Raw genomic sequence first — 26,623 nt, forward strand, 5'->3', positions numbered from 1 at the left:
GCGGCGTCAGAACCCCAGCGCGTGCCCCACGCTCGCGGTCACGTTGCCGGAGAGCGGCATGGTGCTGGTCACCGTGGCCTGGGTGGTGCCGTTCGGCTGCAGGCTCGGCACGGTGAGCACCGAAGTGTCCAGCAGGGTGCCGCTACTGTCCTTGAAGTTCACCTCGATCACGTAACGCTCGGCCTGGGACTGGTGGTTGGTGACGGTGACCTGGACCTGGGCGCGGCTGTCGGAGTTGATCGAGGCCTGGCCGACCGAGACGTCGTCGCTCGCGTTGAAGCCGCCGGTGGCACTGGCCAGGGCGGAGGCGGCGGCGGACTGGGCGGAGGCGAGGGCGGTGGACCCGGACGAGGCCAGGCTGCTCGCGGCGGCGGCGGCCTGGGAGACGACCGAGGCGGCGGCGGAGGAGCCCTGGGAGGCCAGCGACTGCGCTGCCGAGGCGGCCTGGGAGGCCAGCGACTGGGCCGCGCTGGCGGCGGAGGTGGCCGTCGAGGTCGCCTTGCTGGTGGAACTGGAGGAGCAGCCGGCCAGCACGCCGCCGACGCACAGCGCCGCCCCGGTCGCGAGGGCGAGCGGGGCGGCGAGGGGACGGCGGCCGCGCGGGCGGCGAGGGGCGAGCTGGCGCAGCGGCGGGAGGTGGCGGTGGTCCATGGCCTCACCTTGGGCGTCGGCCGGACCTGCCGCCAGCGGGAAGGCGCATCCAGGTGAGGCGCCGTCAGCCGCCGGGCTCCGTCACATGCTCAGGTAGACCGCGCTGCCCACACCGGCCACCATGCAGTAGATCGCGAACGGGGTCAGGCTGCGGTTCTCGAAGTACTTGGTCAGGAACTTCACCGAGACGTAGCCCGCCACGAAGGCGCAGATCGAACCGACCAGCAGCGGTCCGCGGATGGCGGCGTTCTCCGGCTTGAGCAGCTCGGGCACCTTGAGGGCCGCCGCCGCGCCGATCACCGGCGTGGCCAGCAGGAAGGAGAAGCGCGCGGCGTCCTCGTGGTTGAGGCCGCGCAGGATGCCGGTGCTCATCGTGACGCCGGAGCGGCTGATCCCGGGCAGCAGGGCCAGGATCTGCGCGGCGCCGATCCAGGTGCCCTGGCGGAAGCTCAGCTTGGCCAGTCGGCGGTCCGACTCGATCGCCGGGTCGGCGCCCGGGGTGTGCCCGACCTGCTGCCCCGCGCGGCGGCGGCCACCGCCACCGCGCCGCAGCTTGTCGGCGCCCAGCAGCACGAACCCGTTCAGCGCCAGGAAGACCGCCGCGACCACCGGCTTGCCGAGCGCGTCCCGCAGCGCCTTCTCGGCGACCAGGCCCACCAGGCCGACCGGGATGGTGCCGACGATCAGCAGCCAGGCCAGCCGCTGCTCGGAGGTCTCTATTCGGCGCTCGCGTATGGAGCTGAACAGGCCCCGGATCACCCGGACCCAGTCCTTGCGGAAGAAGAGCACCAGGGCCAGCGCGGTCGCCAGGTGCAGGCCGACCAGCACCGAGAGGTAGGGCGAGGTGGCGGCCGTGACGTTCAGGTCCTTCTGGACGCTGCCCCCGATCAGCGCGGGGATCAGGATGCTGTGTCCCAGGCTGGAGACCGGGAAGAGCTCGGTGACGCCTTGCAGCAGCCCCACGCCGATCGATTCGGGGTAGGTCAGGGACATCGCACACCTTCAGCACTGGTACGGATCGTCGGAAGGCGACAGCGTACCGAGGTGTGCCCAGACAGCCTCGAAGCCCCTCCCCGCGAGAACGTACTACAGATCTGTAGACGCCTGGCGGGCAGGGGCCCGAATTCACCTGCTGGTCATCGGGGATTTTCGTACTCTCACTCGGGCTCCTCCGTCATGGCCTTCGCCGCCGCCTCGCGGATTCCGCGCTCGCGCTTGCAGACCACCTGGAAGGCACCCGCCGCGGCCGCCGCGAAGGCCAGCGCGCCCAGCCAGGGCTGGTTCAGCCGGTGGCCGGTGAGGTGGTCGAGCGAGAGCCGGCCCGGTCCCGCGATGCCGAGCGCCATACCGCAGACGCCGAGCAGCGCCGGGTACTCGTAGCCGCCCTTGGTGGCGAAGAAGCCGTGCGGGAAGTGCACCGCGCTGGCGCCGAGCATGGTGCCGGCCACGACCGGGCCGGCCGCCGGCGTGGCCAGCCCGGCGATCAGCAGCGCGCCGCCGCCCGCCTCACCGAGGCCGGCCGCCAGCGCGCTCTGCCCGCCGGGCTTGAAGCCCATCGCCTCCATGCCGGCCGCGGTGCCCTCCAGGCCGCCGCCGCCGAACCAACCGAACAGCTTCTGGGTACCGTGTGCGAAGAGCACACCGCCAACGGCGGTGCGCAGGGCGAGCAGCCCGAGGTCCGTGCGGTTCACGCAGCCCATGGTGGTGTCCTCATCTCTCTGCCCCCGCCTTCCATCCCAGCCGACCTCGCACTGCTCCTCGACCGGGGCAGGCCATCCGGGGGACCCTGGAGCCCAGCATCTGAGGGAGTCAGCGATGGATTTCCACCTGGACGGCGCCACCGCCACCGACCGGGCCGGGCTGTACTCGGCGCTCGGCACGGCGCTGAACGGCCCGGACGGCTACTACGGGAGCAACCTGGACGCGCTCGCCGACTGCCTGCGCGGCGGCTTCGGTCCGGTGCCGCCGTTCACCCTGGTCTGGCACGACTGGGCGGCGGCCGAGCACTCGCCGATGCTGCCGCCCGGCTACGCGTGGGCGGTGGTCGAGCTGCTCGGTGAGACGGGCGTCACGGTCCGGCTGCGCTGACCCGCCGGTGCGGCGCCCGGGCGGCGCGGGCGGTCTCGACCATGCTGGGGGAATGTCGGTCCTGAACCTGAGCAGCACGTTCGTCACCTTCTTCGCCGTGGTCGGCCCGCCCAAGGTGCTGCTGGCCTACGCCCAGTTGAGCCGCGGCCGCACGGTGCCGGAGATGCGCAAGCTGGTCCTGCTCAGCGCGTTGCTGGCGGCCCTGGTCGGGGTGCTGATGGCGTTCTGCGCGGACGCGCTCACCAACTTCTTCCACATCAGCGACGAGTCGCTGCAGCTGGCCGGCGGGGTGATCTTCTTCCTCTACGCGGTCGGCCTGGTGCTCGGCATGCACCTGGGCGGCGCGAGCGAGGACGACGACGACACGCTGACCAACCCGCTGGCCGAGGGTGTGCGCGAGTTGCTGCTGCCGTACGTGGCGAGCCCGCTGGCGATGACGGCGGTGCTGGTGGAGTCGCTGACCAAGGAGGAGTGGGGCTGGCGGTTCACCGTGGCCGGCGCCTACCTGGCGGTGGTGGCGATCAACACGGCCTGCGTGCTGGTGCTGGCCCCGCTGCTGCGGCGCACCCACCAGACCTCGCTGGAGGTGCTCTCCCGGCTGCTCGGGCTGCTGCTCGCGGCGGTCGGCGTGGAGCTGTTCCTGAACGGCCTGCAGGGGCTGGGTGTGCCGCTGCCCAGCTCCGGGCACTGAGCCGCCGGTGGGCCGGTCAGGGCGGAGTGACCGGGCGCCAGGGCACCGGGCTGGAGAGGACCATCGAGCTGCTCGGCTGCCCGTAGGCCGCCAGCCGGTCGATCAGCGCCTCGAAGCTCGCCATCTCGGCCACCGCCACCAGCAGGACGCAGCAGGCGCCGCCGGTCACCCGGTGCAGTTGGAGCACCTCGGGCCAGTCGGCCACCGAGGGGTCGCGCAGCACGCAGCGCGGGCCGTAGCACTGCACCTGCACCAGCGCGGTGATCGGCAGTCCGGCCCGGGCCAGGTCGACGTGCGCGTGGTAGCCGCCGATCACGCCGTCCGCCTCCAGACGGCGTACCCGTTCGGCGACGGCGGGGGCGGAGAGGCTGACCCGACGGGACAATTCGTTGTAGGAGAGCCGCGCGTCGGCCTGCAGCTCGGCGAGCAGGCGGCGGTCCAGGGCGTCCAGGACCATGGTTCTGTGGGCTCCTTTCCGAGCAGCAGGCCGACGGGGCTCAAGACCTTGCGAACGCAAGGCCGACCCGCCGATCGGATCTCCGTCGCCCATTCAAGAGCGGCGGTGACCAGCCGCACAATAGTCCCCACCTGCCACCGAGGGGGAACAAGATCATGTCCCGGTCCACCGTTCAGACGCCGAAGCTGGCGTTCGACCCCGTCCGCGAGGACGCCGTCGCCGACCCGCTGACCAGCGGCGCGACACCGTACGAGCGCTACGCCCGGCTGGACGTGCTGCACACCCTGCAGCAGCCGCGCAGCACGGTGGACGCGGAGCTGTCGTTCATCGTCACCACCCAGGTGATGGAGCTGCTCTTCGACCTGCTGCGGCACGAGTGGGAGCTGGCCCAGCGCGCGCTGCGGGCCGACGACCTGCCGGGCGCGATCGCCGCGCTGCGCCGCGGGGCCAACGCGCAGGATGTGCTGAACAGCTCCTGGGACCTGCTGGCCACGCTCACCCCGGTGGAGTTCAGCGCCTTCCGCCCGGTGCTCGGCGAGGCCTCGGGCTTCCAGTCCTCGGCCTACCTGCGGCTGGAGTTCATGCTCGGCAACAAGTCGGACCGGCTGCTGGCCATGTACCAGGGCGCCCCCGACACGCACCGCGAGCTGGCCGCCGCGCTGGCCCAACCGGGCCTGTACGACGACGCGTTGGCCCTGCTGGCCCGCCGCGGCTTCGAGGTCGCGCCGAGCGTGGGCCCCGAGCGGTACACCGCGAGCCCGGCGGTCGAGGCCGCCTGGCACGCCGTCTACACCGACCCCGCGCACGCCGAACTCGTCGTGCTGGCCGAGACCTTGCTGGACACCGCCGAGCGGGTCAGCCGCTGGCGGCAGCGCCACTACGCCTCGGTGAAGCGGTCGATGGGGGCCAAGCCCGGCAGCGGCGGGTCCAGCGGCCTGAGTTGGCTCAAGGCCGCCGCCGATCAGGACGTCTTCCCGGAACTGTGGACCGTACGAGGTGAGTTGTGAGCGTTGACCTGGTGACGATCCCGAGCACGCGGGCGCAGTGCCAGGCGCTGGACGCGGCCGACCCGCTGGCGGCGTTCCGGGCCGAGTACACGCTCCCGGCGAACGGCGTCTACCTGGACGGCAATTCGCTCGGCGTACTGCCCGCGCGCACCCCCGAACTGGTCCGGCGGACCGTCGAGGAGGAGTGGGGCAAGGACCTGATCACCAGCTGGAACAAGCACGGCTGGATCGACCTGCCGTACCGGCTCGGCGACAAGATCGCACCGCTGGTCGGGGCCGGCGCGGGCGAGGTGGTGGTCTGCGACAGCGTCTCGGTCAACCTGTTCAAGGTGCTGACGGCCGCGCTGCGGCTGCGGCCCGGGCGGCGCACGGTGCTCGGCGAGCGGGACTCGTTCCCGACCGACCTCTACATCGCCGAAGGGGTCACCGGGCTCTTCGAGGGCGGGCGCAGCGTGCTGCTGCCCTCGGTGGACGACCTGGACGCGCACCTGGACGACGGTGTGGCCGCCGTGGTGCTCTCCCAGGTGGACTACCGCACCGGCCGGCTGCTGGACATGGCGGAGATCACCGCCCGGGTGCACCGGGCCGGCGCGCTGATGATCTGGGACCTGTGCCACTCGGCGGGCGCGCTGCCGATCGACCTGACGGCCTGCGAGGCGGACTTCGCGGTCGGCTGCACCTACAAGTACCTGAACGCCGGGCCGTGCGCGCCGGGCTTCCTGTACGCGGCGCCGCGCCATCACGACGCCGTCGAGCAGCCGCTGACCGGGTGGTTCGGGCACGCGGCGCCGTTCGCCTTCGAGAGCGGCTACCGCCCGGCCCAGGGGATCGGGCGGTTCATGACCAGCTTCCCGCCGCTGCTCGCGCTGGCCGGGCTGCGGGCCACCCTGGAGATCTGGGAGAAAGTCGACCTGGAGCTGGTGCGGGCCAAGAGCCTGGCCCTGACCGGGCTCTTCATCGAGCAGTGCCGGGCGGCCGGGCTCGAGGTGGTCACACCGGATCAGCCGGAGCGGCGCGGCAGCCAGGTGGCGATCCGGCACCCCGACGCCTTCCCGGTGGTCCAGGCGCTGATCGAGCGCGGGGTGATCGGCGACTTCCGGGCGCCGGACCTGATGCGGTTCGGCTTCACCCCGCTGTACCTCTCCTACACCGAGGTCTGGGACGCCGCGCAGGCGTTGCGCGAGGTGCTGGCGAGCGGCGAGTGGCGGGCCGAGCGGTTCAGCGTGCGCGGTGCGGTGACCTGAGCCGACCTGAGCCGACCTGAGCTGAGCTGAGCAGCGGGCCGGGGTCGGCCCCTCCCGGTCATGGGAGGGGCCGACCCCGGTCTGGTCGGCTGGGCTTGTCGCGGTCAGGAGTGGCGACCTCGGCGGTAACGGCCGAACAGCAGCGCGCCGCCGCCACCGATCAGCAGCAGCCCGGTCAGGCCGAGCAGCGGCATCGTGCCGCCCTGCCCGGTTTCGGGTAGCACACCGGTCCGGCTGGCCGTGGGGCGCGGGGACCAGCCGCCCGAGGTCGGGCTGCAGGTCGGCGTCGGGCTCATGGTGGGGGTGGGCGTCTCGGTCGGGCTGGGGCTCAGGCTCACGGTCGGGGTCGGGGTCGGGGTGGGGGTGGGCGTGGGTGTCGGGGTGGGGGTCGGCGTGGGTGTGGGTGTCGGGGTGGGTGTCGGCGTCGGGGTGGGAGTCGGGGTCGGCGAGGAGCAGTCCGGCAGGTCGCCGTTGAACGGGTAGTTGTGGATCTCGTAACCGCCGGTCCCCGTCTGCACCAGGTTCCCGGCCAGGTAGACCCGCCCGTTCAGGCCCGGCTGCTCGACGGTGGTGGTCCCGTTCGGGTTGCCGCCCATGATCGAGCCCTGGAACTGGGCGCCGCCGATGATGTGGGCCATCGTGGAGGTCGGGAAGTTCCACAGCAGCTTGGGCCCGAGGGCGGTCAACTGGTCGCCCGGCAGCCCGTTGCCGGTGTTGGTACTGACCACCGCGTCGTCCGGGAGCATGTTGACGATGACGGTGGCACCGGACGGGATGCCGGCGAACTTCAGGTCGATCTTCCGGGCCGCCGAGCCCAGGTTCTGCGAGACGTTGAAGACCTGGCGGGCGCTGGTGCCGTCGCCGGTGAAGGTGGCGTCGAAGGGGGTGACGGTCACCGTGCCGGTCGCGGTGGCCTGCGCGGCGCACTGCGAGAAGTCCTCGATGGTGGTGCGCAGCGGCGCGTACGTGGCGCGCACGCCGGCGTCGTGGATCGTGCTGCCCGGGGCGACCACGGTGACCTTGCCGGTGAGCGTGCCGCCGTAGCGGACGTCACCGTAGGCGGGGCCCTTGGAGTCCGAACCGCCGACCATCACCTCGTTGGCCGGCCGCACGGTCACGTTGCCGCCGACCGAGACGAAGTCCGTCCCGTTGGGCGGCGGCACCCGGGAGCCGACGCCGACCACGCCCATGTTGAAGAGGCCGCCGCCGTTCTTGTCCACCAGCAGGTTGCCGAGCGTGACCACCCAGCCCTCCACCTCGGCCGCCCGCCCGGTCACCGTGTAGTCGCCACCGGTGAAGACGTTGATGTTGGCGTCCCGGCCGGCGAAGTCACCGTTGCTCACCGGCGGATAGACCGCCGGGCAGTTGGGCCCGCCGCACGGTCCCAGGGGTGGCGGGAGCGGGATCGCCCCCGCGCCGCCTTGCAGTGGGAACGCCAGGACCGTCACGGTCGCCGCCGCGATCAGCGCGGCCTTGCTCGAATGCCTCATGCTCTCGCCTCCCTGGCCCCTCAGTGGCGGCCGACCCGATGTGGCGCGCTGGGGCATGTCCGGCTCATCAAAGGCAGGAAGGGTCGGCGAGGGGAGCCAGGCGACACCGGGCGGGCGGAGATCATCAGGCGAATATCGCCCGTACGGGCCAGTGGAGGACCGCCCGTCCAGGGCTGAATGGCCGAGTGTTAGCGTGCCGGACAGGGCCGCCGCCACCCGTGGCCCCGGGCTCCGCCCGCCGTCCAGAAGAAGCGCGAAGGCTGTCGATCCCCATGGCCAAGTTCCTGTTGAGCCTGCACGTGCTGGCCGCGATCATCGCGATCGGCCCGGTGACGGTGGCGGCGAGCATGTTCCCGCGCAAGGCGAAGGCCGCCCTGGCGGTGGCCGAGAACGGCCAGGCCGCTGCCGCGGCCGACCCGGAGGCGGCGGCGTCGGTGCGGCTGCTGTACCGGATCACCCAGGTCTACGCGATGATCGGGCTCGCGGTGCCGGTGCTCGGGATCGGCACCGCGCAGGTGATGGGGGTGATGGGCAGCCCCTGGCTGATCACCTCGCTGGCGCTGACCGCGATCGCCGCCCTGGTGCTGATGATCCTGGTGCTGCCCCGGCAGGAAGCGGTGGTCAGCGCGCTGGCCGGCGAGGCGGACACCGACCGGGTGCGCGCGTTCGACGGCCTGAAGCTGCTCACCATGAGCACCGGTCTGTTCTCGCTGCTCTGGGCCGTGGTGACGGTGCTGATGGTGCTGCGTCCCGGCTCGACGACGCACGCCTGACGGCCACACACGCGTCAGCCGCTCCCCCGCCGGCCCTCGCCCGGCAGGGTGAGCCGCACCCCCGCCCGCTTCACCGCGCGCGCCACGATCGCGGTCTCCACCCGGTCGGCGCCCAGCGGAGCGAGCACCTCGGTGGTGAAGCGGTAGAGCGCGTCGTAGTCCGGGCAGAAGACGGCCGCCATCAGGTTGTGCGGACCGCTGGTGGCCAGCACGCCGTGCACCTGCGGGTGCGCGGCCAGGGCCCGGCCGGCCTCGGCGAGGCGGCCCGGGGGCACCGAGAGCCAGAGGTTGGCGTCGACCGTCATGCCGAGTAGGCGCGGGTCGACCGTGGCATGGGTGCGCAGCAGCCCAGCCGCCGCCAGCCGGCGCAGTCGGCGCCGGACGGTGGACTCGGGCACGCCGAGCGCCTGGGCGAGGGCGGCGGCGGAGCGGCGGGCGTCCTCGCCCAGCTCGGCGAGGAGTGAACCGTCCAACTGGTCCAGCGGGAGCGGCCGGTCGGGCTGCTCCGGCTGACCGGGGGTCAGCGCCGCGACCTGCGCCTCGGTGAGCAGCCCGGCCTGCCACTGCGCGGCGTCGGCGAACAGGTGCAATACGGCGTGCACCGTGGTCTCGGTGACCGCGTCGGTGCCCGGGAGCTGGCGGTAGAGCAACCGGTCGCGCCCGGCCTGGTCGGTGACCACCACCGCGCTGATCTCCTGGCCGCCGAGCATCAGGTCGACGAACGGCACGTCCGCCCGGGCCGCCAGCGCGTCCGCGACGGCCGTCACCCGGCCGCGCAGCACCCGCACCCGCAGCAGCAGCGCGCCGACCGCCTCGTCCACCGCCGGTGGCAGCAGCACCACGCGCAGCACCCCGGTCTCGCGCAGCCGGGCCAGCCGCCTGGTCACCGTCCGCACCGAGACCCCGAGCACCTGGGCGAGCAGGCCCGGCTCCGCCCGGCCGTCCAGTTGCAGGGCGCAGACCAGGCGGCGGTCCAGGTTGTCCAGCAGGGTGGCCGGATCCGTCGTCTCGGTCTGCATCGCTGTCCGATCTCGGCCATTCCGGCCGGGTGCTACGTCCTGTTCTGCCGCTGCGACGGTACTCCTTGGTCCGGCGCGAACACCACGGCACAGGGAAGGAACCCGGATGTTGGAGAGGCTGCTCGGCAAGGTCGAGACGGTGGTGCGTGAGGTCGGCGACGGGCTGGTCGAGCGGCACCGCACCGAGCCGATCACGGCCCGGACCCGGGCCGAGGCCCTCGCGGCCTTCCGCGCGCTGGACGCACCGGCCGCCGGCCGGCTGCGGGAGCGGCTGGGCGCGCTGCGCCCGCAGGCCGGCCGGCTCGACGACGAGTTGGCCAACGAGGTGCCGGCCACCGGCGAGTGGTGGTTGTGTGATGCCGTCGACGGCGCCGTCCAGTACCTGCTGGGGCAGCCGCACTGGGCGGTGACCGCGACCCTGCTGCGGGACGGCGAACCGGTGCTCGCGGTGGTGCACGCGCCGCTGCTCGGCTTCTGCTACACGGCCGCGCGCGGCCTGGGCGCGCGGCTGAACGGGCGTCCGATCAGCCCGTCCGAGCGGGCGCTGGACGTCGCGGTGGTCGCCACCAGCCACCCGCCGCTGGTCGCCGAGCAGGACCCGGACGCGCTGCGCCGGGTGGGCGCGACGACCAGTGCCGTGATCGGCACCGGGGTGCTCGGGGTGCGCAACCTCGGGCCGACCGCGCTGCAGGTCGCCCAGGTCGGCTCCGGCCACCTGGACGCGTTCTGGGAGTGCGGCCTGGACGCGCCCAACCTGCTGCCCGGCGCGCTGATCGCCGCCGAGGCGGGCGCCGTGGTCAGCGACCACGCGGGTGGGCCGTGGCAGCCCGGCGCCTCGAGCGGGTTCCTGGCGGCTCCGGTCCAGCAACACGCCGCGCTGGTGACGGTGTTGAGCGGGGTGCGCTGACGGAACCGGGGTGCCCGGCGGCGCGTCCCTCCAGGACACCGGTCGGTGTCGACCGACGCCGGTCGGTGTCGACCGGCACCGACGGACCGTCAAGGGAGCCCCGATTGAACGGCGCAGCCGCCCGCTACCTCTACCTCGCACGGCACGGCGAGGCCCTGCCGGACGGGAGCGGGCTCTCCGAGACCGGGCGCCGCCAGGCGGTCCTGCTCGGGCGGCGGTTGCGCGAGGTGCCGCTGACGGCGGTGCACCACGGCCCGCTCCGCCGGGCGGCACAGACCGCGCGGTTGATCGGTGAACAGCTGCGCGGCGTCCCCGCCTTCCAGGACGAGGCGGCCGGTGACTACCTGCCCGCTGTGCCGACCCGGGAGCAACTGCCGGTGGACTGCGCCGACCACCTGCTGGACTTCCTCGGCGACGTCCCGGCCGAGGAGGCCGCCCGCGGGGCGGCGCTGGCCCGCACGGCGACGGCACGGTTCACCGGCACGGTGGCCGGCGACGAGGATCGGCACGAACTGGTGGTCACCCATGCCTTCCTGATCGGCTGGCTGCTCCGGGACGCGATGGCGGCCCCCGACTGGCGCTGGCTCGGCCTCAACCACGCCAACGCGGCGCTGACGGTGATCCGTTACGCGCCCGGCCGGCCGGCCACCGTGATCACGCAGAACGACCAGCGGCACCTGCCGGCCGAGCTGTGCTGGACCGGTTTCCCCTCGGAATGGCAGATCTGATGCTCCGTCGGGGAAGGATCAGGAGATGCCGCAGGTCACCTGGCGCGACTCCTGGTCCAGGTCGAGGAAGGGGCAGTCGGAGGAGAGGTGGGAGCCGTCGCTGAAGACCAGGTCGACGTAGCGGCTGGGCTCCCATTGGTTGTTGCCGTGCGGATCGATCCGCAGGGTGGTGGCGGAGCCCTTGAGCAGCTCCCAGGGTGTGCGGGCCAAGACTGGACAGGGCTTTGCCGGGAAACATCTGACCTCCCTTCAGCAGAGTTGGTCAGGTGTCCATCGTGGCAGGACAGTTCGGCCACGACCATCACCCGCAGGAGTGTCGTTCCCGGCCGGTCCGGTTGACGTCAACCCTGGTTCCACGCGGGGCGTTCCGGGTCGTCGGCCCGGACCAGGATGTCGGCCGCCTCGTCCGGGCGCGTCTCGGTCTCGTAGCGGGCGAAGGCCGGCAGCGTCCACTGGTCCTGCTCGGCGGTGCGGCGCCGCAGGGCTGCCTCGGACATCCGCAGGTGCACCGTCAGGTCGAACGGGAACCAGCGGCCGAGCAGCAGCTGGCCGTCGAGCAGCAGCACGGCGCCCGGGGCCAGTTCGACGTACGGGCTGCGGGTGGCGCGGTCGGTGTCCGGGTCGCGCAGGTCGGGCAGCACCCGGCCGGTGCCGCCCGGGTCCAGCGGGGTGAAGACCTCACGGAAGAGCGCGTTGTCGTCCAGCCAGAGGTCGAAGTAGGCGTCGGCGTCCTGGTGCCCGTACTCCAGCCGCAGCGAGGCGGGCCGCAGGAAGTCGCGCGACCGCACCCGCTGCACCGGGCGACCGCGCAGCCGCAGTTCCTCGGCGAGGGCGGCGGCCAGCCGCTCGGGCCGGGCCGCCGGGGCGCCGTCCACCGCGACCCGGGGGAAACGCCCACCGTCCGCCGGGGTCAACCGCTCGACCCGGTCGGCGAGTTCGACGGCCAGCCGGGGCCAGCTGATCGGGGTGAGTCGGGGCCCTGCCATCGGTGCTCCTCGTGCTCCTTGATCGGGTCGGCCTGCCATCGGCATCCTCGCTCATCGAGCCCGCCTGAGGTCAATCCGCTCCGAGGCGGGTGGCGAGGAGCGGCCGCACCATTACGCGGCGAACTGCACTTCCTCGCGGGGCGGCAGGTGGTCAGGTGTGGTCTGGCGAGTTGTCCGCGAGGTACTGGCTGAGCCGGCGGGTGAGCTGCTCGGACGCGTCGTCGAACCAGGCATCCGTCAGCCAGGCGTCCGTTGGCCAGGCATCCGTCGGCCAGGCGGCGGGCTCGGCGGTGCGCTTGGCGTGCGCCTCGCGCAGGGCCTTCGTGAGCGGCTTGAGCCTGCGGCGTTCGGCGCGGAGCAGCCTGGCGACCGGCTGCCGGGAGAAGTGCATGAACCACTGGTCGGCCAAGGTGGGGACCAGCCAGGCCCACAGGCGGCGGATCATCCGGCGGTCACCTCCTCGCGGGCCGGGCGGAGGTGGAAGAGGTGCGGGCCGTCCGGGAGCATGAAGGTGATGGCCACCGTACCTTCCTTCGCCAGGCGTTCGGCCATGCAGTCCACGGAACTGGGCCGCACGAGCATCAGCTCGAACGCGCAGTAGTAGGCGTTGCTCAGGGGCAGCAGCCGCATGGACTCCCAGGCCGCCGCGAGGGCGTCGGCGAGCCTGGCGAACCTGGCCAGCGGTGTGATCCCGGTCAGCTCCACCAGTACGGGACCGGGGATGCGATGGTGCGTCACGGCTACGCCACCGCCGGTCCGCGCTCGATGCAGGACCAGACCCGCTTGCCGATCCCCTCGCGCGGCCCCCAACCCCACTGCTGCGAGAGCCTGTCGACCAGCAGCAGCCCCCGCCCGGCCTCACCCTCGGCCGCGACGCACAGCTGCGGGGCCTCGTGGGAGGCGTCCTCGACCCAGATCAGCAGCAACTCACCGTCAGGGTCCGCCTCGAGGCCCATCTTGATCAGCTGGTCCCGCCGGGTGCCGTGCACGAAGGCGTTGGTGACCAGCTCGCTGAGCACCAACGCACCCTTCTCCTCGAAGAGTTCGCCGCCACTGACGCGCGGGAGGAACTCACGCAGCAGACGCCGTGCCATGGCCGGCGAATCCGCTCTGGGACGCAACCAGTACCAGACGTTGGCGGTGGACGCGGGGGGATCGGCGAGCGTTTCGGACATGGCGAAGCTCCCTTGCGGCGCGGCTTGTTGATGAGGCGGGCGCGATGTAGGGCGACCCGGAGTGACGGCCGGCGCGGGCATGGGGATGCCCGGTGACGAACCGTCATGATCACGGTCTGTCGTGGAGTGTTCCACTCCCCGTAGCATGCTCCCGGATGTTCCTACGGTGCAAGTCCCTACTCTGGAAGCCGTCAAAGATTGTTGTCCTGCTCGGAGGAGGGCAGACTTACGAGCCACACCCGAGGGGAGGTCCAACGTGCCGGTGAACAGAAACCCGACCGTTCGTCAGCGGCGGCTCGCCCGAACGCTCAAGGAGCTACGGACGGCCAAGCGGCTGACTCTCGCCCAGGCGGCGCAGCAGCTTGCCTGCGCAGAGAGCAAGATCAGCCGGATTGAGGCGGCACAGTCAGGGGTCCGGCTTATCGACCTGCGCCTACTCCTCGACCTGTATGACGTCCATGACCGTGGAACGCGAGCGGGGCTGGAGGCACTGTCCCGCGAGGGGCGGCTGCGCGGCTGGTGGGACCGGTACTCCGAGACACTCTCTCCGCTCTATGCCGACTACATCGCGCTGGAAGCCGACGCTTCGGACGCGTACAGCATCCAAACCCTTCTGGTGCCAGGGCTCTTGCAGACCGAGGACTACACACGGGCTGTGGTCCGTGCTCAGATAGAGGATGCGACGCCCGAGCAGGTTGAGATCCTCACCAAGGTCCGCCAGGAGCGCCGCTCGGTGCTGACGCGAAACGCGCCTCTGCGCTTGTGGGTGGTTCTCTCGGAGTCCGTACTCAAGCACCAGATCGGCGGGCCGTCGGTGATGCGCGGTCAGCTTGAGTTCCTTGCTTCAGCCTCCGACAACCCGACCATCAACATCCAGGTCTTGCCGGAAGCCTCGGACGTGCACGCGGCGCTGTTCGGGCCGGTTGTCATCCTGAGCTTCCCCGAGACGACGGAGACAGACGTGGCCTATGTGGACAGCCTGCTCAGCACGCTCTACATCGAAGAGCCCGACGAGGTGTTCAAGTATGCCAACCTGTTCCGCCGCGCTCTTGCCGAATCGCTGCCACGCACCGAATCACTCGCGCTGATCGAGCGCATCGCAAAAGGAATGGTCTAGATCATGACGAGCAACGTCCCCCCGTCTTCAGATGCAGCCCGGCTCAACTGGTACAAGTCCTCGTACTCAGGTGCCCAGAGCGACTGCGTGGAAACCGGCCGCGTGGTCACGGGCGGCATGGCGGTCCGCGATTCCAAGGACCCGCACGGTCCCGCGCTGGTCTTCCGAGCCGACGCATGGCAAGCATTCTTGGCCAGCGTCCAACAGCACATCTCCCCCGCTGACTTCTGATCTGTTCTCATCACAGCAGGAAGGGCTTTGATCATGCAGCTTGAAACGGGCTCTCGAGCGAAGCTGACAGACCGGGGCGGCGTGGACATGAACCATGTCGCATGGCGGAAGAGTACGTTCAGCGGCAATCAGGGCAACTGCGTTGAGGTCGCCGACGGTTTCCCTGGTGCCGTACCCGTGCGCGACAGCAAGGACCCGCACGGTCCCGCGCTGGTCTTCCGGGCCAACGCCTGGCAGGCCTTCGTCACCAGCGTCCAGACGGCAGCCCTGCCCATCGACCTCACCGATCTGAGTGGCGGGCTGACCTCATGACCCACTACTCCGACGCCTCTGCACAGGGCTTGACCTTCCGAAAGTCCTCCTACAGCAACGGCCAGGAGAACTGCGTCGAGTGCGCCCTTGCATCCGCCGGAAGTGAGGCCGCAGTACGGGACTCCAAGGACCCGCACGGTCCCGCGCTGGTCTTCCGAGCCGACGCCTGGCAGGCCTTCGTCACCAGCGTCCAGACGGCAGCCCTGCCCATCGGCCACTGATACGCGGCGGGCCCACCCGGGAGAACCCCCTGGTGGGCCCGCCGCGTTCCACGTTCCCGCAGCTGCCACGGGCGGGATCCACGCGCACCGTTCATGTCAGCTCTGCCCCTTGAGCCCCTCCCCAGGCCGCTTACCGGACTATATGCTTCGGCCCGTGACTGATGATCAGGAGATCTCCCTGGACTGGATGTCCGCCTCCGAGGAGGACGGTCAGGAGCCCAGCGATCTGCGCCCCGAGGTGCCGCATCCGGCCCGGATGTACGACTACTACCTTGGCGGCAAGGACAACTTCCCCGCCGACCGGGCCGCCGCCGAGCAGGTCATGGCGATCAGTCCGCGGGTGCGGCTCAGCGCGCAGGCGAACCGGGCGTTCCTGCAGCGGGCGGTGCGGTATCTGGCCGAGCAGGGTGTGAAGCAGTTCCTGGACATCGGCACCGGCATTCCGACGGCCGGCAACACGCACGAGATCGCGCAGAAGGTGCACCCCGACGCGCGGGTGGCGTACCTGGACAACGACCCGATCGTGCTGGTGCACAGCCGCGCGCTGCTGGCCGGGGCGAGTCATGGGACCGCGACCGTGGTGCAGGCCGATCTGCGGGACCCGGCGGGGATCCTGGCCGATCCGGAGGTCCGGGGGCTGCTCGATCTGGGGCGCCCGGTGGCGCTGCTGCTCTTCGCGATCCTGCACTTCGTGGACGAGGAGTCCGACCCGTACGGCATCGTCCGCACGCTGGTGGACGCGCTGCCCTCCGGCAGCTACCTGGCGCTCTCGCACGGCACCGCCGACTTCCTCTCCCCCGAGCAGGCGCAGCGCGGGCCGGCGGTCTACTGTGCCGCCACCGAGCGGCTCACGCTGCGCAGCAAGGCGCAGGTGGCGCGGTTCTTCGAGGGCCTGGAGCTGGTCGGGCCCGGGATCGTCACCGTCCCGCTCTGGCAGCCCGAGCAGCCGGAGCGGGAGGGTGACGCGCTCACCGGGATCTGGGGCGGGGTCGGCCGCAAGCCGTAGCCCCCGCGCGGGGCCGGTCAGCTCTGGGCGGACCACTCCCGCACGTCCCAGTCGGGGAACGGGTAGGCGTTCCACAGCGCCCGCTCGTTCTCCATCGGCGCGTCCTGGACGCTGGGGTGGGTGTCCCAGATCCGGGTGGCCCGGACGGACGGCGTGTAGGAGGGCCAGCCGGGGACGCCGTTGCGGGCGAAGGAGGTCCAGGACGTCATCATGTCGTCCGACAGCGCGGTGAGTTGCGGCCGGTCGGCGGCGACCGTGGCGGCCCCGCGCGGGAAGGCGTCCAGGTCGAGGTTGCCGAAGACGAACGGCAGTTCCAGGGTGTGCATCGCGCCGAGGTTCTGGGCGGCGGGCAGGCCCGCGACGTACGGCACGTGCCAGTCGAACTGGTAGACGTAGGTGGGCCGCCAGCGGGACTGCGCCTCGGCCATCCGCAGGGTGGGCACCCGCTCGGTCTGGTCGGTGATCATCGCGTTGACCACCCGTCCGGCCGGCAGCCCCGGGCGGTCGGCGGCGTAGGCGTCGTACATCTGCTGCTTGCGGTCGGCCAGCACGGCCGGGAAGCTCTGGTAGGCGCTGAGCGGGAGGTCCAGCACGGCCGGTTCGAAGAGCGCCCAGTAGTCGGTCTCGTTCTCGGTGGTGCCGGTCATCAGCTGCACGTCGCGGGCGCTGCCGGCCGCGATCCGGTCGACCACCGGGCCCGGGACGAGCCTGCCGTCGATGGACGGCCCGAAGAAGAGCGCGTCGGCCAGGCCCGGCACGCCCTGCTGGGCCGTCGCCTGGAGTTGCAGCAGTTGCGCGGTGCTCATCGCGTCCAGCTGCGCCACGCTGGTGATCTTCCCGGCGGCGAGCACGTGCGCGGCGGCGCTGCGCGCGTAGTCCTGGCTGTGCACCAGGTAGCCGGGGCCGCTCTCCACGATGGCGCGCTGGAACAGCCGTTCCGGGTGGTTGCCGGCCAGCATCGCATCGATCGAGATCGCGCCCGCCGACTGGCCGAAGACGGTGACGTTGCCCGGGTCGCCGCCGAACGCCCCGACGTGCTGACGCACCCAGGTCAGCGCCGCGATCTGGTCGCGCAGCCCGTTGTTGCCCGAGCCGGCGTAGCGCGGGTCCAGGCCGCCGAGTTCGGTCCAGCCGAGCAGGCCGAGCCGGTAGTCGACGCTGACCACGATCGCGTCGCCGTGGTCGGCGAGTTGGGCGCCGTTGAAGACCGGGTCGCCGGCGGCGCCCAACTCGTCGGCGCCGCCGTGGATGAAGACCATCACGGGCTTGGGCTGCCGGGCTGAAGCGCCGCCGCGCGGCTGCCAGACGTCGGTGTACAGGCAGTCCTCGGTGCCGACGCCGGGGCCCACCGTCAGGTCCTGGGGGCAGCCCGGCTTGGCGGCGGTGGCCTGGAGCGTGCCGTGCCAGGGCGTGACCGGCGCGGGCGGCAGGAAGCGGCGGGCGCCGGTGGGGGGCGCCGCGTACGGGACGCCGAGGTAGGAGCAGGTGGCGCCTTGGGCCAGGCCCTGGACGCGGCCGAGCGAGATGCTGGTACGGCAGTGGGTGTAATCGGTGTGGCTGGTGGCTGCGGCGGCCGGACTCGCCGCGCCGAGCAGGCCGCCCACGAGCAGGGTGAGGGCGGCGGCGCCCACTTGGAACGTACTTCCGATGATCTTCCTGCGGAACACGAAGCTCCCCTTGCTGGCTGTCAGGTTTCTCCCAGCATCGGGGGACTCCGGGCGCGGGGCATCGGCGCGCGGGTGGAGGTGTGGATATCCACCCTCAGGTGGAGAGTTGACTGATGGTCAGCTCATCCCGAGCCGCCTTGCCAGAGCGGGCTCCAAGGGGTACGGGCGCTCGGGCGGCAGCAGTCGGGTGGCCCGGTCGGTGCGGCCGGCCCGGACCAGCTCGGCGATCCGGCGCACCTGCGGGGTGAGGTCGGTGATGGCGAGCGTCCAGTCGTCCACCAGCGCGTCGATGACGGAGCGTCCGATGCCGACCTGGATGCTGTAGTGGTTCAACGCGGCACCGCCGAGCGAGCGTTCCGGGTCCCACTGGACGTGCACGGTGGCGGTGGCGAGCGCGGCCGGGTCGGCGGTGGTCAGCACGGCCTGGGCAAGCGCCCGCTCCCAACCCTCGCGGGTGATCCGGACGGCCAGGATGCGCTCCTGGCCCGGCTTTCGGGCCCAGTTGCTGCGGTGCATCAGCCAGCGGAAGCTCGGTTTGATCCAGGTCATCCGGCCGCGCGAGAAGGGCGCGACGAAGCGGCCGGTGGCCACCGCCGGGGTGGCGACGGCCGGGGCGTAGGCCTGGTAGAGGGTGATGCTGGTCGCGTCGTAGTCGGCGCGGATCTGGCGCAAGGCGGTGGGCATGGCGGGGAGTCTGCCGGGCGGGCGGGGGATGCGGAAGCGGTTTTCGATCGGACCGCCCGGCGGCTGGCTACTCCTCGTCCACCGGGCCGCGACCCGGCTGCGGGACCACGAAGAACTCGGTCAGATAGCCGGTGACCCGGCCGTCCGCGTCCCGGCCGAGCCAGGTCGGGTAGCAGCCGTCGCCCCAACCCGAGGCGAAGGCGACGACGTTGTGGCCGCTGGCCGGATCGGTGAGCGCGACCGGCCCGACCGGCTCGGGCACCTCGTTGCCGAACAGCGCGTCGTTCAACAGCTCGTACTCCTCGCCGAGGAAGTCGCCGAGCGCGGTCGAGGCGGCGGCGTCGACGAAGCAGCCCGTCCCGGCGTCGACGCCGTAGCCGTAGAACTCCGCCTCCTCGAGGGCGTCGAGCCGCTGGCCGTCGCCCAGCGCCAGCTCCCAGGCAACCGTCGGTTCGGCGCTGACCCGCAGCCAGGCGGCGGCGACCCGGCTGTCCACGGCGGCGGGGAAGTCGGCCCTGGTGATCCGGACCACCGAGGTGACCACCGGGTAGCTGCCCGGCGCCACCGCGACCGTGAACGGGTCCGCGTCGTCGCCCAGCCCGATGAACGGGTCGCAGGCCGCCACCTGGCCGGTGGACAGCCGCAGTTCGGCCTGCGGCAGTCCGGTGACGGTGGCCGTCATGCCCCGGCCGCAGTCGTACCGGGTGCCGAGCGTGAAGAGTCGGGCGGCATCAGGGGCGGGCAGCGGCATCGGAGGACCTCGCGATCGAACGGCGGGCGGCAACACTCGAACGCTAGCCGTCGCCACTGACAGGCGGCGCCGGGAAACAGCGGGGCCGGGCCCGGAGTGGCTGCTCCGGGCCCGGCCGCTGGGGTGCTACCCGGTCAGCTCTCGCGGGCCGAGGTGTCGTCGATCAGGAACGCGGTGGTCGGGCTGGTGCCGGTCTCGTGCGAGACGAGCTGCAGGCCGATGGTGGTGCCCCAGCCGACCTGGTTGAGGAACGGGCTCAGGTCGACCGACTCGTACTGGTAGCCGTTGGTGGCGTTCTGGCTGGTCCAGGTCTTCGCCGTGCCGAGCGACTGGCCGGTGTACTGGTCGATCACGTTGAGCGAGAGGGTGTCGGGCGAGCTGCTGGAGGTGTTGGTGGTGTCCACGTTCAGCCAGAAGGAGAAGTTGGCCGCCGTGTAACCGGGGTAGGTGTCAAGGTAGTTGGTGATCGAGTCGTCCGTGCTGGTGTCCTGGCCGAGCCAGGCGTACCACTGGCCCGAGTGGGCGGCGTGCAGGCTCGACGGGGTGATGACGTTGTAGCCGGACGGGCTCCACGCGTCGGTCATCACCGTGTGGTCGACGTCGGCCGAGCCGTTCTCGAAGCCGGCGTCGGTGAGCTGCTCGATGCCGCCGCAGCCGGGCGTGCCCGAGGCGGAGACGTTCTCCCAGAAGCCGGTGCTGGCCGATTTACCGTTGGTGTCGGTCGCGTTGACGGTGACCCGCTGGTAGCCGTTGGTGGCGGCCGCGGTGCCGGAGATGACACCGGTGGCGGAGTTGATGCTCAGGCCGCGCGGCAGGCCGTTCGCGCTGTAGCTGACCGTCGAGCCGGTGTTGTCGACCGCGACGGCCGGTATGTTCACCGGGCCGGGGGCGTCGGTGCGGTCGCACATGGTGCTCACCACGACCGGCGGGTTGGTGTAGACCGGGTCCGAGGCCATGCAGAGGTGGTCGGTGTTGGACCACAGGGTCTGCAGCGGGAAGGAGCCGGTGGCGAGGTTCTCGAAGAAGAGGCCGCCGTTGGAGCCGTACGGGATCCAGGCGCACTTGTCGGCAATCTCCTGGCCGGTGGAGTCGGTCCAACCACCCGGGGTGTTGGGGTCGGTGACCGTCTCGGCGTACTCGTGGCCGCCGATGATCCCGTAGCCGTCCAGCTTGCCGCGCGCGGTGTTCTCACCGAACCAGTTGGCGCCGCAGCCCGCGACGTCCGGCAGGTAGGGCATGTTGGTGTAGGCGAGCTGGCCGTCGGTGGAGCGCTGGAAGTCGTGCCAGGCGCAGTAGCCCAGCTCGTGCCACTTGTCCGGGTCGGTGCCCTGCGGCGAGTCGATGATGTACTGCACGTTGCGGTTCTGCGTCTCGGTGGTGTTACCGAAGTGCTGGGCCGCGGCGACCGCTTCGGCGCCCAGCTGCGGCTCGGTGGCCGCCTGCGGGGCGGCGGCGCTGTTGTCCACCCAGACGCCGGCCAGCACGCTGCCCTGCTGCGGGAACGGGATGTGCGCGGCGCCCGCCGGGCACTGCATGCTGCCCGAGGCGATGCCCTCGCAGTACTGGGTCAGCACCCCGCTCCAGCCGTCGCCCGCGCTGCCCAGACCCTTGAAGAAGTCCTGCTGGTACGGCACGGCGCCGTCCGCGTCGCCGGACATCACCGTGTCACCGGTGGAGTTGGTGGACGGGGTGCCCCACTGGGATCCCCAGACCACCAGGTAGACCTTGGGCGGGCCGATCACCACGCCGGCGGAGTCCTGGCCGCCCTTGTAGGTGACCGGCAGGTCGTACTCGTTGGCGACGGAGCCGTCGCCGTCGTTCCCGTTGCCCGGGTCCGCGCCGTCGGCCAGCTGGGGGGTCAGCTTGCCGCCGCTCTTGCTCGCGGTCTGCGCGGCCGTCGCCGGGCTGGCGCTGCCGACCCGCCCGGGCTTCGCCAGGTGCGGACCGGAGGCGGCCGTGGCGCCGGTGCTCTTCGGGGTACCGGGCTTGACCGCCACGCTGGCGACGGTCTTGACCGGGGCCGGGGAGGCGGCCGCGGAGAGCGGGCCGGCCAGCCCGGCGCCGAGCAGCGCGGCGGAGAGCGCGACCAGGGCGGTCCGGCGACTGCGTTCGAACAGGCCGAATTTGTGTCTGAACACGGATCAGCATCCGTTTCTGGTGACGTGGGGGGCACCCGGCTCGCGGGGCCGCGAACAGGGGTGGAGCCGCAGAGGCACCGGCGTGGACCAGTGGGGCACGGTTCTCAGGCGCGGGGGGACGAAACCGTGGAACAGGTCAGCACCGGCAGTGGGATTGCAATGTGCAATACGATATTTCACTGTTCTGGACCGCACAAGAGTCAACGCAACTACTCGTCAGCCGAGAGCTGGATGTGCGTTTCTGTGGGGATATCAGCCGGTTCTGAACGCCCGTCAGCGGGCGGCCGGGTCCCTCAGCAGCGTGATGCCGTCGCGGGCGTCGACCACCGTGTAGCCGGCGTGCTCCGCATCCGTGACCACCCGCGCGAGGCCGGCCGGGCAGTTGGTGGTGTCGGCCGTGGTGTCCCGGGTGTCGACCAGCAGGTAGGCCACCGGGCCCGGCGGCCGGCGGTAGGGGCAGGCCATGCTCACCGTCGCGCGGTCCGTCAGCTGCGCGGCGAGGTGGTTGGTGGCCGCCACCGTCACGCCGTCGGGGAGCTCGGCCGCCACCGTCAGCGCGGCGCGCTCGTGCGCGGTGGTCCGCCAGGTGGTCGGCTCGACCACCTCCGCCAGCGGGAAGGCGGGCAGCGTGGCCGCCGTCACCGCCAGGCCGGCCGCCAGCACCACCCGCAGCCGCCGACCCGAGTAGCGCACCCGTTCCCGGTCCAGGGTGTGCACCATCGCGCCGAACAGGATCGGCACCAGGACACCGTTGTAGTGGTAGGCGGTGCCCCAGTAGGCGGTGTTGTGCGAGACGAAGCGCCAGCCGAGGGTGGGCAGCGCGAGCAGCGCGAGCGGCGAGCGCAGGGCCAGGAAGGCGGTGGGCGCGAGCAGCAGCAGCACGGTGTCCAGCCGGGTCGGCGGCCACCAGTGGCCGCCGGGCACCGCGGCCGGGGCGGCGCTGGGTTCGAGCTGCTGGAGGTAGTCGAAGACGCCGGTGGGGCTGGCCGCCGGGATCAGCACGAACATCTCGACCAGCGTGCCGAGCACCCCGATCACGGCCAGCGTGACGCCCAGCCGGCGCGGGCCGCGCCAGGCGATGTAGAGGCCGAGCGTCGCGACGGTCAGCCCGAGGTCCTCCTTCACCAGCAGCAGCGGCAGCGCCCAGCAGGCGGCGGCCCGCCAGCGCTCGCGACCCGCCGCCTCGACGGCGAAGGCCACCAGCGGGACGGCGAAGCAGACCTCGTGGAAGTCGAACGCGTCCACCCGCACGATGCCCCAGGCGCAGCCCGTCCCCACCCCGGCGGCCAGGCCCACCCACAGGCCCCGGGTCCGCTGGCCCCAGCGGGTGATCGGGACGACGGCCAGGGCGAGCAGCGCGGCCTGGGCCAGCAGCAGGGTCAGCGGGGTCGGGAAGAGGCGGTAGAGCGGGGCGAGGAGCGCGATGATCGGGTGGAAGTGGTCGCCCAGCACGTTGTAGCCGGGGCCCTTGAGGTCGGCGACCGGTGCGTGGAAGTGGGCGTAGTTGCGGATCGCCTGCTCGAAGATGCCCAGGTCGTAGCCGCCGGACAGGCCCCGCTGGTGGCGCCGGACGGCGACGATCGCGTAGAGCGTGAAGAAGAGCGCGGCCAGGGCGTAGGGCAGCGTGCGCGGGCCGGGACGGGCCCCGGGCGCGGGTGGGGCCGACGGAGCGGCGGTCGGCCGCTCGGGCCGGACGGCGTCGACGGTCCGGGCAGCCAGCGTCCGCGCACCCAGCACAGGAACGGTCTCCCTCAGGTCTGCCCGGTTCGGGTTCTGCGATGCCGACGGCTCAGCCGGGCAGGACAAGAGTCATCGACGCTACCATCCGGGCGCACCGCGCCGCCCGCCGGCCTCGGTCGGGGCGGTTGCGCGGGGCGGCCCCGGTCACGGCGGTGGCAGCGCGGCAAGGGCCGCCTCGACAGCCGCCCGGGAGCGGGCGTCCAGGACGGCGGTGGTCCCGCGCAGGCGGTGCGCGGTCTCGGTGACGGCCAGCGCGAGCAGCCCGGGGAGCAGGTCCACGCTGCGCCGGGCCAGCCAGGCGGTGCCCCGGGTGGCCAGCCACCAGAGGTCGGCGAGGCGGCCGGGCGGCGGGGGCGCCGAGACGGCGGCGGGCGGCGGGCCGAGCGGCTGCCCGGCGTCGGCCAGCAGCCGGTGGAACCGGCGGGCGATCAGCAGGTGGCCGGCGGGACTGGGGTGCAGCCGGTCGGCGCTGAGCAGCGCGCGGTCGGCCGTCCAGGGCAGCGCGGCCAGGTGCAGGTGGACCGCGTCGTGGCGCCGCGAGAGCTCGTGGACGACGGCGTTGACGGCGTCCACCCGGCGGGCCAGCGGACGGGCCAGCGGGCCCGGCAGGCCGAGCAGCAGCCCCGGGTCGGGCAGGCAGGCGGTGAGCAGCACGGCGCCCTGGGCCGCCAGCGCGCCCAGCGTGGCGTCCAGCGCGGCGGCGCTGTGGGCGATGTCGAAGCTCGCCCGCAGGGTGTCGTTGCCGCCGATCACGACGGCCGCCAGGTGCGGCCGGACCCTTAGCGCGTCGGTGAGTTGACTGGTCGTCAGATCGGCGGACCGGGCTCCGCTGACCGCCAGGTTGCGGTGCGTGACGCGGGCCGGATCGGCGGCCAGCGCGGGGGCGAGCAGCGCGCTCCAGCCGCGCCAGCCGCCCTGGGTCGGGCTGCCGACCCCCTCGGTGAGCGAGTCGCCGAGGGCCACGAAGCGGACCGTGTCGAGGTGGGCGGTGGGAGCGGCGGCGGGTCGGGTGGGGGCGGTCATCACCGGCTCCCGACGGGCGTGGCGGTGCGGCCGGCGGTCACCGACTCGTGCACGGCCAGGAACGCCGCCACCGCGGCCGGCCAGCCGTGGCACTCGGCCCTGGCCCGGGCCGCGGCGCGCCGTTCGCGCTCCGGCCTGGCCAGCAACCGCGCGACCGCGTCGGCGAATCCGCGACCGGTGTCGAGGGCGCCGAGACCGGCCGGCCCGACGAGGTCGGGCAGTGCGGAGGAGTGGCTGACCGCCACCGGGGTGCCGCAGGCGAGCGCCTCCAGCGCGGCCAGGCCGAAGGTCTCCACCGGCCCCGGCGCCAGCGCCACGTCCGCCGAGGCGAGCAGCGCGCTCAGCTCGCCCCGGTCGGCGAGGTGGCCGAGGAACCGCACCGGCAGCCGCTCGCGGTCGGCCCGCTCGGCGAGGCGGGCGTGCAGCGGCCCGGTGCCGGCCACCACCAGCACCGCGTCCGTGCCGCCGCGCCGCAGTTCGGCGAGCGCGTCCAGGGCCAGGCCCGGCCGCTTCTCCGGCGACAGGCGCGAGCAGAGCACCAGCAGCACCCGCCCCGGACCGGCGTACCGCGCGCGCAACTCGGCGTCGTGGCAACCCGGGTGCAGCCCCGTCAGGTCGACGCCGAGCGGCGCGCGGACCAGGTTGGGCACGCCCAGCCGGGCGAACTCGCCGGCCGCCCAGGCGGTGGTGCAGACGACGGTGTCGTAGGCCCGCGCGGTACGGGAGTTGAGCCGGTCGGCGAGCGCCCGGGCGGCCGGGTCGGGCAGGCCCCGGGTGCGCAGCAGCCCGGTGACGTTCTCGTGCGAGACCAGCGCCGCCGGGATGCCCCGGCGCCGGGCCCAACCGCCGGTCCAGCGCAGCGTGGTGCGGTCGGAGACCTCCAGTCGGTCGGGGGCCAGGTCGGCCAGCAGCCGGGCCACCGCGCGGCGGTCGGTGAGCAGCCGGTAGCCGCCGCTGGCCGGCAGCACCGGGCCCGGCAGGGTCACCACCCGGCCCTGTTCGGTCTGTTCGTCGCGGTACCGCGGACCGGGCACCACCAGGACGGGCTGGTGCCCGGCGGCCAGGTACCCCGCGCCGAGGTGGCGCAGGGCGGTGCGCAGGCCGCCGGAGACCGGGGTGACGAAGTTGGCGATCCGCACGATGCGCAGGCCCTGGCTCATGCGGGCTGCTCCTCGACCGGGGCGGGGAGCACCAGCGGCGCCGGGGCGGGGGCCGGGGCCGGCCTCGGCGCGGTCCCCGAGGCGACCTCGAGCACCTCGCCCCGGTGCTCCGCCAGCACCTCGGCGTAGTGCCGCAGCAGCAGGTCCCCCACCGCCTCCCAGGTGCGGGCGGTGACGTCCGCCCGCCCCGCCCGCCCGAACGCGGCCCGCCGCTCGGGGTCGGCCGCCAGTTCGGCGACCGCCTCGGCGACGGCGCGCGGATCGCGCGGGGCGACCAGCAGCCCGGTGCGGCGGTGGCCGACCAGGTCGAGCGGGCCGCCGGCCGCCGGGCCGACCACCGGGACGCCGCTGGCCATCGCCTCCTGGATGGTCTGGCAGAAGGTCTCCAGCGGCCCGGTGTGCACGAACAGGTCCAGCGTGGCGTAGCAGCGCGCGAGTTCCTCGCCGGTGCGGCGGCCGAGGAAGATCGCGCCGGGCAGCGCCTGCTTCAGTGCGCCGGCGCTCGGCCCGTCGCCGACGACGACCAGCCGCACGCCGGGCAGCGCGCAGACCCCGGCCAGCAGGTCGACCCGCTTCTCGGGGGCCAGCCGGCCGACGTAGCCGACCAGCACCTCGCCGCCGGGGGCCAGCGCGCGGTGCAGCGCCTGGTCGCGGTGGCGCGGGTGGAAGCGCAGCGAGTCGACGCCGCGCGGCCACAGGTGGACCCGTGGCACGCCGTGCGCGGTGAGGTCCTGGGCGGCCGGGGTGGAGGGGGCCAGGGTGCGGGCGGCGGCCCGGTGCACGGAGCGGATCCGGTGCCAGGCGGTGGCCGCGCCGAGCCCGCCGCCGACCCGGTAGGCCTGGGCGTAGCCCGCCAGGTCGGTCTGGTAGACGGCGATCGCGGGCAGACCCAGGCGCTGGGCCTCGGTCATCGCGCGGGCGCCGAGGACGAACGGGCTGGCCAGGTGGACCAGGTCGGGCCGGTGGGCGGCCAGCGCGCTGCCCAGCCGGGAGCTGGGCAGCGCGAGGCGGACCTGCGGGTAGCCGGGCAGCGGGACGGAGGGGATCCGGACGACCGGCAGTTGCCCGGCGTCCGGGCCGAAGGAGTGCGCCGGCGTGCTCGAACCGCGAGCCGGCGCCGGAGTGATGACCAGGGGTTGGTGGCCGCGCCGGACCAGGTGCTCGGCGGTGCGGAGCACGCTGTGGGCGACGCCGTTGACTTCGGGCGGGAAGGACTCGGTGACGATCGCGACTCGCATGCCATCGTTGTTGCCGGGCTGAACGTGCGCCGGGCCAAAGGGATCTGTCGAACAGGCGAACTGCGGCCAGCTCTTTGCCGCTGACCGTCCACAGATCGGCTGAGAACGGTCGGGAACGG

The 26,623-nt window shown here is 72.8% G+C and carries 31 protein-coding genes; 12 read left to right on the plus strand and 19 right to left on the minus strand.

Annotated elements, in window-relative coordinates; all coding sequences use genetic code 11:
* Positions 1-6: 6 nt before the first annotated feature.
* From OG403_RS11585 to OG403_RS11595, 3 genes are all read right to left on the minus strand, one after another.
* Positions 7-651, minus strand: a complete 645-nt coding sequence (locus tag OG403_RS11585) for a hypothetical protein (RefSeq protein ID WP_329563804.1) — start codon at positions 649-651, stop codon at positions 7-9.
* An 81-nt stretch (positions 652-732) separates the two neighbouring features.
* A complete protein-coding gene (locus tag OG403_RS11590) occupies positions 733-1,644 on the minus strand; it encodes an undecaprenyl-diphosphate phosphatase (protein WP_329563806.1) in 912 nt (303 codons plus the stop codon).
* 164 nt (positions 1,645-1,808) lie between these two features.
* Complete coding sequence (locus OG403_RS11595; protein WP_329563808.1) at positions 1,809-2,351, minus strand: DoxX family protein; 543 nt, start codon at positions 2,349-2,351, stop codon at positions 1,809-1,811.
* Between the two features lie 115 nt (positions 2,352-2,466).
* Between OG403_RS11595 and OG403_RS11600 the strand changes: the two genes are divergently transcribed.
* Together OG403_RS11600 and OG403_RS11605 are read left to right on the plus strand one after the other, a co-directional pair.
* Positions 2,467-2,739, plus strand: a complete 273-nt coding sequence (locus tag OG403_RS11600; RefSeq protein WP_329563809.1) for a barstar family protein — start codon at positions 2,467-2,469, stop codon at positions 2,737-2,739.
* 52 nt (positions 2,740-2,791) lie between these two features.
* Positions 2,792-3,430 carry a MarC family protein gene (locus OG403_RS11605; RefSeq protein ID WP_329563811.1) on the plus strand — a complete coding sequence of 213 codons (639 nt, stop codon included), beginning with the start codon at positions 2,792-2,794 and terminating at the stop codon, positions 3,428-3,430.
* Positions 3,431-3,446: 16 nt separating this feature from the next.
* Here OG403_RS11605 and OG403_RS11610 read toward each other — a convergent pair whose 3' ends face one another.
* On the minus strand, positions 3,447-3,887 hold the full coding sequence (locus tag OG403_RS11610) for an Lrp/AsnC family transcriptional regulator (protein WP_329563812.1): 441 nt from the start codon (positions 3,885-3,887) through the stop codon (positions 3,447-3,449).
* Between the two features lie 155 nt (positions 3,888-4,042).
* On the opposite strand from OG403_RS11610, the gene OG403_RS11615 reads away from it, so the two are divergent.
* Positions 4,043-4,894, plus strand: a complete 852-nt coding sequence (locus OG403_RS11615) for a tryptophan 2,3-dioxygenase (RefSeq protein ID WP_329563813.1) — start codon at positions 4,043-4,045, stop codon at positions 4,892-4,894.
* Positions 4,891-6,138: a kynureninase gene (gene kynU / locus OG403_RS11620; protein ID WP_329563814.1), complete on the plus strand. Its 1,248-nt coding sequence runs from the start codon at positions 4,891-4,893 to the stop codon at positions 6,136-6,138. Before OG403_RS11615 ends, kynU begins: the two co-directional genes overlap by 4 nt.
* A gap of 104 nt (positions 6,139-6,242) precedes the next feature.
* Here the strand turns inward: kynU and OG403_RS11625 are convergent, their stop codons facing one another.
* A complete protein-coding gene (locus OG403_RS11625; protein WP_329563815.1) occupies positions 6,243-7,628 on the minus strand; it encodes a choice-of-anchor A family protein in 1,386 nt (461 codons plus the stop codon).
* 272 nt (positions 7,629-7,900) lie between these two features.
* Between OG403_RS11625 and OG403_RS11630 the strand changes: the two genes are divergently transcribed.
* The gene (locus tag OG403_RS11630) at positions 7,901-8,401 is read left to right on the plus strand and encodes a hypothetical protein (protein WP_329563816.1); all 501 of its coding nucleotides are present in this window, start codon (positions 7,901-7,903) and stop codon (positions 8,399-8,401) included.
* 14 nt (positions 8,402-8,415) lie between these two features.
* Here the strand turns inward: OG403_RS11630 and OG403_RS11635 are convergent, their stop codons facing one another.
* Positions 8,416-9,420, minus strand: coding sequence for an Lrp/AsnC family transcriptional regulator (locus OG403_RS11635; protein ID WP_329563818.1), 1,005 nt, complete (start codon positions 9,418-9,420; stop codon positions 8,416-8,418).
* A gap of 106 nt (positions 9,421-9,526) precedes the next feature.
* Between OG403_RS11635 and OG403_RS11640 the strand changes: the two genes are divergently transcribed.
* On the plus strand, positions 9,527-10,327 hold the full coding sequence (locus OG403_RS11640) for an inositol monophosphatase family protein (RefSeq protein WP_329563819.1): 801 nt from the start codon (positions 9,527-9,529) through the stop codon (positions 10,325-10,327).
* 104 nt (positions 10,328-10,431) lie between these two features.
* Complete coding sequence (locus OG403_RS11645; RefSeq protein WP_329563820.1) at positions 10,432-11,055, plus strand: histidine phosphatase family protein; 624 nt, start codon at positions 10,432-10,434, stop codon at positions 11,053-11,055.
* Positions 11,056-11,073: 18 nt separating this feature from the next.
* Here the strand turns inward: OG403_RS11645 and OG403_RS11650 are convergent, their stop codons facing one another.
* The 5 genes from OG403_RS11650 to OG403_RS11670 form a co-directional block, all read right to left on the minus strand.
* Positions 11,074-11,265, minus strand: coding sequence for a hypothetical protein (locus OG403_RS11650; RefSeq protein ID WP_329563822.1), 192 nt, complete (start codon positions 11,263-11,265; stop codon positions 11,074-11,076).
* A 131-nt stretch (positions 11,266-11,396) separates the two neighbouring features.
* Entirely contained in the window at positions 11,397-12,041 is a 645-nt protein-coding gene (locus OG403_RS11655; RefSeq protein WP_329563824.1) for a uridine kinase, read from the minus strand.
* Between the two features lie 151 nt (positions 12,042-12,192).
* Positions 12,193-12,486: a hypothetical protein gene (locus tag OG403_RS11660; protein WP_329563826.1), complete on the minus strand. Its 294-nt coding sequence runs from the start codon at positions 12,484-12,486 to the stop codon at positions 12,193-12,195.
* Positions 12,483-12,779 carry a hypothetical protein gene (locus OG403_RS11665; protein ID WP_329563827.1) on the minus strand — a complete coding sequence of 99 codons (297 nt, stop codon included), beginning with the start codon at positions 12,777-12,779 and terminating at the stop codon, positions 12,483-12,485. Before OG403_RS11665 ends, OG403_RS11660 begins: the two co-directional genes overlap by 4 nt.
* A gap of 2 nt (positions 12,780-12,781) precedes the next feature.
* A complete protein-coding gene (locus OG403_RS11670; RefSeq protein ID WP_329563829.1) occupies positions 12,782-13,216 on the minus strand; it encodes an ATP-binding protein in 435 nt (144 codons plus the stop codon).
* A 256-nt stretch (positions 13,217-13,472) separates the two neighbouring features.
* On the opposite strand from OG403_RS11670, the gene OG403_RS11675 reads away from it, so the two are divergent.
* The 5 genes from OG403_RS11675 (at position 13,473) to OG403_RS11695 (ending at position 16,103) form a co-directional block, all read left to right on the plus strand.
* A complete protein-coding gene (locus tag OG403_RS11675) occupies positions 13,473-14,333 on the plus strand; it encodes a DUF5753 domain-containing protein (protein WP_329563831.1) in 861 nt (286 codons plus the stop codon).
* A gap of 3 nt (positions 14,334-14,336) precedes the next feature.
* Positions 14,337-14,564 (plus strand): DUF397 domain-containing protein, encoded by a 228-nt coding sequence (locus OG403_RS11680; protein ID WP_329563833.1) that lies wholly within the window; start codon positions 14,337-14,339, stop codon positions 14,562-14,564.
* Between the two features lie 87 nt (positions 14,565-14,651).
* Positions 14,652-14,876 carry a DUF397 domain-containing protein gene (locus OG403_RS11685; RefSeq protein ID WP_329572259.1) on the plus strand — a complete coding sequence of 75 codons (225 nt, stop codon included), beginning with the start codon at positions 14,652-14,654 and terminating at the stop codon, positions 14,874-14,876.
* Entirely contained in the window at positions 14,873-15,097 is a 225-nt protein-coding gene (locus OG403_RS11690; protein ID WP_329563835.1) for a DUF397 domain-containing protein, read from the plus strand. Before OG403_RS11685 ends, OG403_RS11690 begins: the two co-directional genes overlap by 4 nt.
* A 187-nt stretch (positions 15,098-15,284) precedes the next feature.
* Positions 15,285-16,103, plus strand: coding sequence for an SAM-dependent methyltransferase (locus OG403_RS11695; RefSeq protein ID WP_442911059.1), 819 nt, complete (start codon positions 15,285-15,287; stop codon positions 16,101-16,103).
* A 17-nt stretch (positions 16,104-16,120) separates the two neighbouring features.
* On the opposite strand, the gene OG403_RS11700 is transcribed toward OG403_RS11695, so the two are convergent.
* From OG403_RS11700 to OG403_RS11735, 8 genes are all read right to left on the minus strand, one after another.
* The gene (locus OG403_RS11700; protein WP_329563839.1) at positions 16,121-17,770 is read right to left on the minus strand and encodes a carboxylesterase/lipase family protein; all 1,650 of its coding nucleotides are present in this window, start codon (positions 17,768-17,770) and stop codon (positions 16,121-16,123) included.
* Between the two features lie 117 nt (positions 17,771-17,887).
* Complete coding sequence (locus OG403_RS11705; protein ID WP_329563841.1) at positions 17,888-18,454, minus strand: DUF4291 domain-containing protein; 567 nt, start codon at positions 18,452-18,454, stop codon at positions 17,888-17,890.
* A 67-nt stretch (positions 18,455-18,521) separates the two neighbouring features.
* Positions 18,522-19,205, minus strand: coding sequence for a DUF4241 domain-containing protein (locus OG403_RS11710; RefSeq protein WP_329563843.1), 684 nt, complete (start codon positions 19,203-19,205; stop codon positions 18,522-18,524).
* 134 nt (positions 19,206-19,339) lie between these two features.
* Complete coding sequence (locus tag OG403_RS11715; protein ID WP_329563844.1) at positions 19,340-21,343, minus strand: Ig domain-containing protein; 2,004 nt, start codon at positions 21,341-21,343, stop codon at positions 19,340-19,342.
* Between the two features lie 273 nt (positions 21,344-21,616).
* Positions 21,617-23,080, minus strand: a complete 1,464-nt coding sequence (locus OG403_RS11720; protein WP_329563846.1) for a DUF2079 domain-containing protein — start codon at positions 23,078-23,080, stop codon at positions 21,617-21,619.
* Positions 23,081-23,227: 147 nt separating this feature from the next.
* On the minus strand, positions 23,228-24,106 hold the full coding sequence (locus tag OG403_RS11725; protein ID WP_329563848.1) for an SGNH/GDSL hydrolase family protein: 879 nt from the start codon (positions 24,104-24,106) through the stop codon (positions 23,228-23,230).
* Positions 24,106-25,266 (minus strand): glycosyltransferase, encoded by a 1,161-nt coding sequence (locus tag OG403_RS11730; RefSeq protein WP_329563850.1) that lies wholly within the window; start codon positions 25,264-25,266, stop codon positions 24,106-24,108. Before OG403_RS11730 ends, OG403_RS11725 begins: the two co-directional genes overlap by 1 nt.
* Positions 25,263-26,504 carry a glycosyltransferase family 4 protein gene (locus OG403_RS11735; protein WP_329563852.1) on the minus strand — a complete coding sequence of 414 codons (1,242 nt, stop codon included), beginning with the start codon at positions 26,502-26,504 and terminating at the stop codon, positions 25,263-25,265. The genes OG403_RS11730 and OG403_RS11735 overlap by 4 nt, the downstream gene beginning before the upstream one ends.
* Positions 26,505-26,623: the final 119 nt, after the last annotated feature.

This window comes from Kitasatospora sp. NBC_01266 (assembly GCF_036242395.1).
GTDB lineage: Bacteria > Actinomycetota > Actinomycetes > Streptomycetales > Streptomycetaceae > Kitasatospora.

Coding starts and splice junctions, on each gene's coding strand:
- OG403_RS11585 (WP_329563804.1), bottom strand. CDS start 651: ATGGACCACCGCCACCTCCCGCCGCTGCGCCAGCTCGCCCCTCGCCGC.
- OG403_RS11590 (WP_329563806.1), bottom strand. CDS start 1,644: ATGTCCCTGACCTACCCCGAATCGATCGGCGTGGGGCTGCTGCAAGGC.
- OG403_RS11595 (WP_329563808.1), bottom strand. CDS start 2,351: ATGGGCTGCGTGAACCGCACGGACCTCGGGCTGCTCGCCCTGCGCACC.
- OG403_RS11600 (WP_329563809.1), top strand. CDS start 2,467: ATGGATTTCCACCTGGACGGCGCCACCGCCACCGACCGGGCCGGGCTG.
- OG403_RS11605 (WP_329563811.1), top strand. CDS start 2,792: ATGTCGGTCCTGAACCTGAGCAGCACGTTCGTCACCTTCTTCGCCGTG.
- OG403_RS11610 (WP_329563812.1), bottom strand. CDS start 3,887: ATGGTCCTGGACGCCCTGGACCGCCGCCTGCTCGCCGAGCTGCAGGCC.
- OG403_RS11615 (WP_329563813.1), top strand. CDS start 4,043: ATGTCCCGGTCCACCGTTCAGACGCCGAAGCTGGCGTTCGACCCCGTC.
- OG403_RS11625 (WP_329563815.1), bottom strand. CDS start 7,628: ATGAGGCATTCGAGCAAGGCCGCGCTGATCGCGGCGGCGACCGTGACG.
- OG403_RS11630 (WP_329563816.1), top strand. CDS start 7,901: ATGGCCAAGTTCCTGTTGAGCCTGCACGTGCTGGCCGCGATCATCGCG.
- OG403_RS11635 (WP_329563818.1), bottom strand. CDS start 9,420: ATGCAGACCGAGACGACGGATCCGGCCACCCTGCTGGACAACCTGGAC.
- OG403_RS11640 (WP_329563819.1), top strand. CDS start 9,527: ATGTTGGAGAGGCTGCTCGGCAAGGTCGAGACGGTGGTGCGTGAGGTC.
- OG403_RS11655 (WP_329563824.1), bottom strand. CDS start 12,041: ATGGCAGGGCCCCGACTCACCCCGATCAGCTGGCCCCGGCTGGCCGTC.
- OG403_RS11660 (WP_329563826.1), bottom strand. CDS start 12,486: ATGATCCGCCGCCTGTGGGCCTGGCTGGTCCCCACCTTGGCCGACCAG.
- OG403_RS11670 (WP_329563829.1), bottom strand. CDS start 13,216: ATGTCCGAAACGCTCGCCGATCCCCCCGCGTCCACCGCCAACGTCTGG.
- OG403_RS11680 (WP_329563833.1), top strand. CDS start 14,337: ATGACGAGCAACGTCCCCCCGTCTTCAGATGCAGCCCGGCTCAACTGG.
- OG403_RS11685 (WP_329572259.1), top strand. CDS start 14,652: ATGAACCATGTCGCATGGCGGAAGAGTACGTTCAGCGGCAATCAGGGC.
- OG403_RS11690 (WP_329563835.1), top strand. CDS start 14,873: ATGACCCACTACTCCGACGCCTCTGCACAGGGCTTGACCTTCCGAAAG.
- OG403_RS11695 (WP_442911059.1), top strand. CDS start 15,285: ATGTCCGCCTCCGAGGAGGACGGTCAGGAGCCCAGCGATCTGCGCCCC.
- OG403_RS11705 (WP_329563841.1), bottom strand. CDS start 18,454: ATGCCCACCGCCTTGCGCCAGATCCGCGCCGACTACGACGCGACCAGC.
- OG403_RS11710 (WP_329563843.1), bottom strand. CDS start 19,205: ATGCCGCTGCCCGCCCCTGATGCCGCCCGACTCTTCACGCTCGGCACC.
- OG403_RS11725 (WP_329563848.1), bottom strand. CDS start 24,106: ATGACCGCCCCCACCCGACCCGCCGCCGCTCCCACCGCCCACCTCGAC.
- OG403_RS11730 (WP_329563850.1), bottom strand. CDS start 25,266: ATGAGCCAGGGCCTGCGCATCGTGCGGATCGCCAACTTCGTCACCCCG.
- OG403_RS11735 (WP_329563852.1), bottom strand. CDS start 26,504: ATGCGAGTCGCGATCGTCACCGAGTCCTTCCCGCCCGAAGTCAACGGC.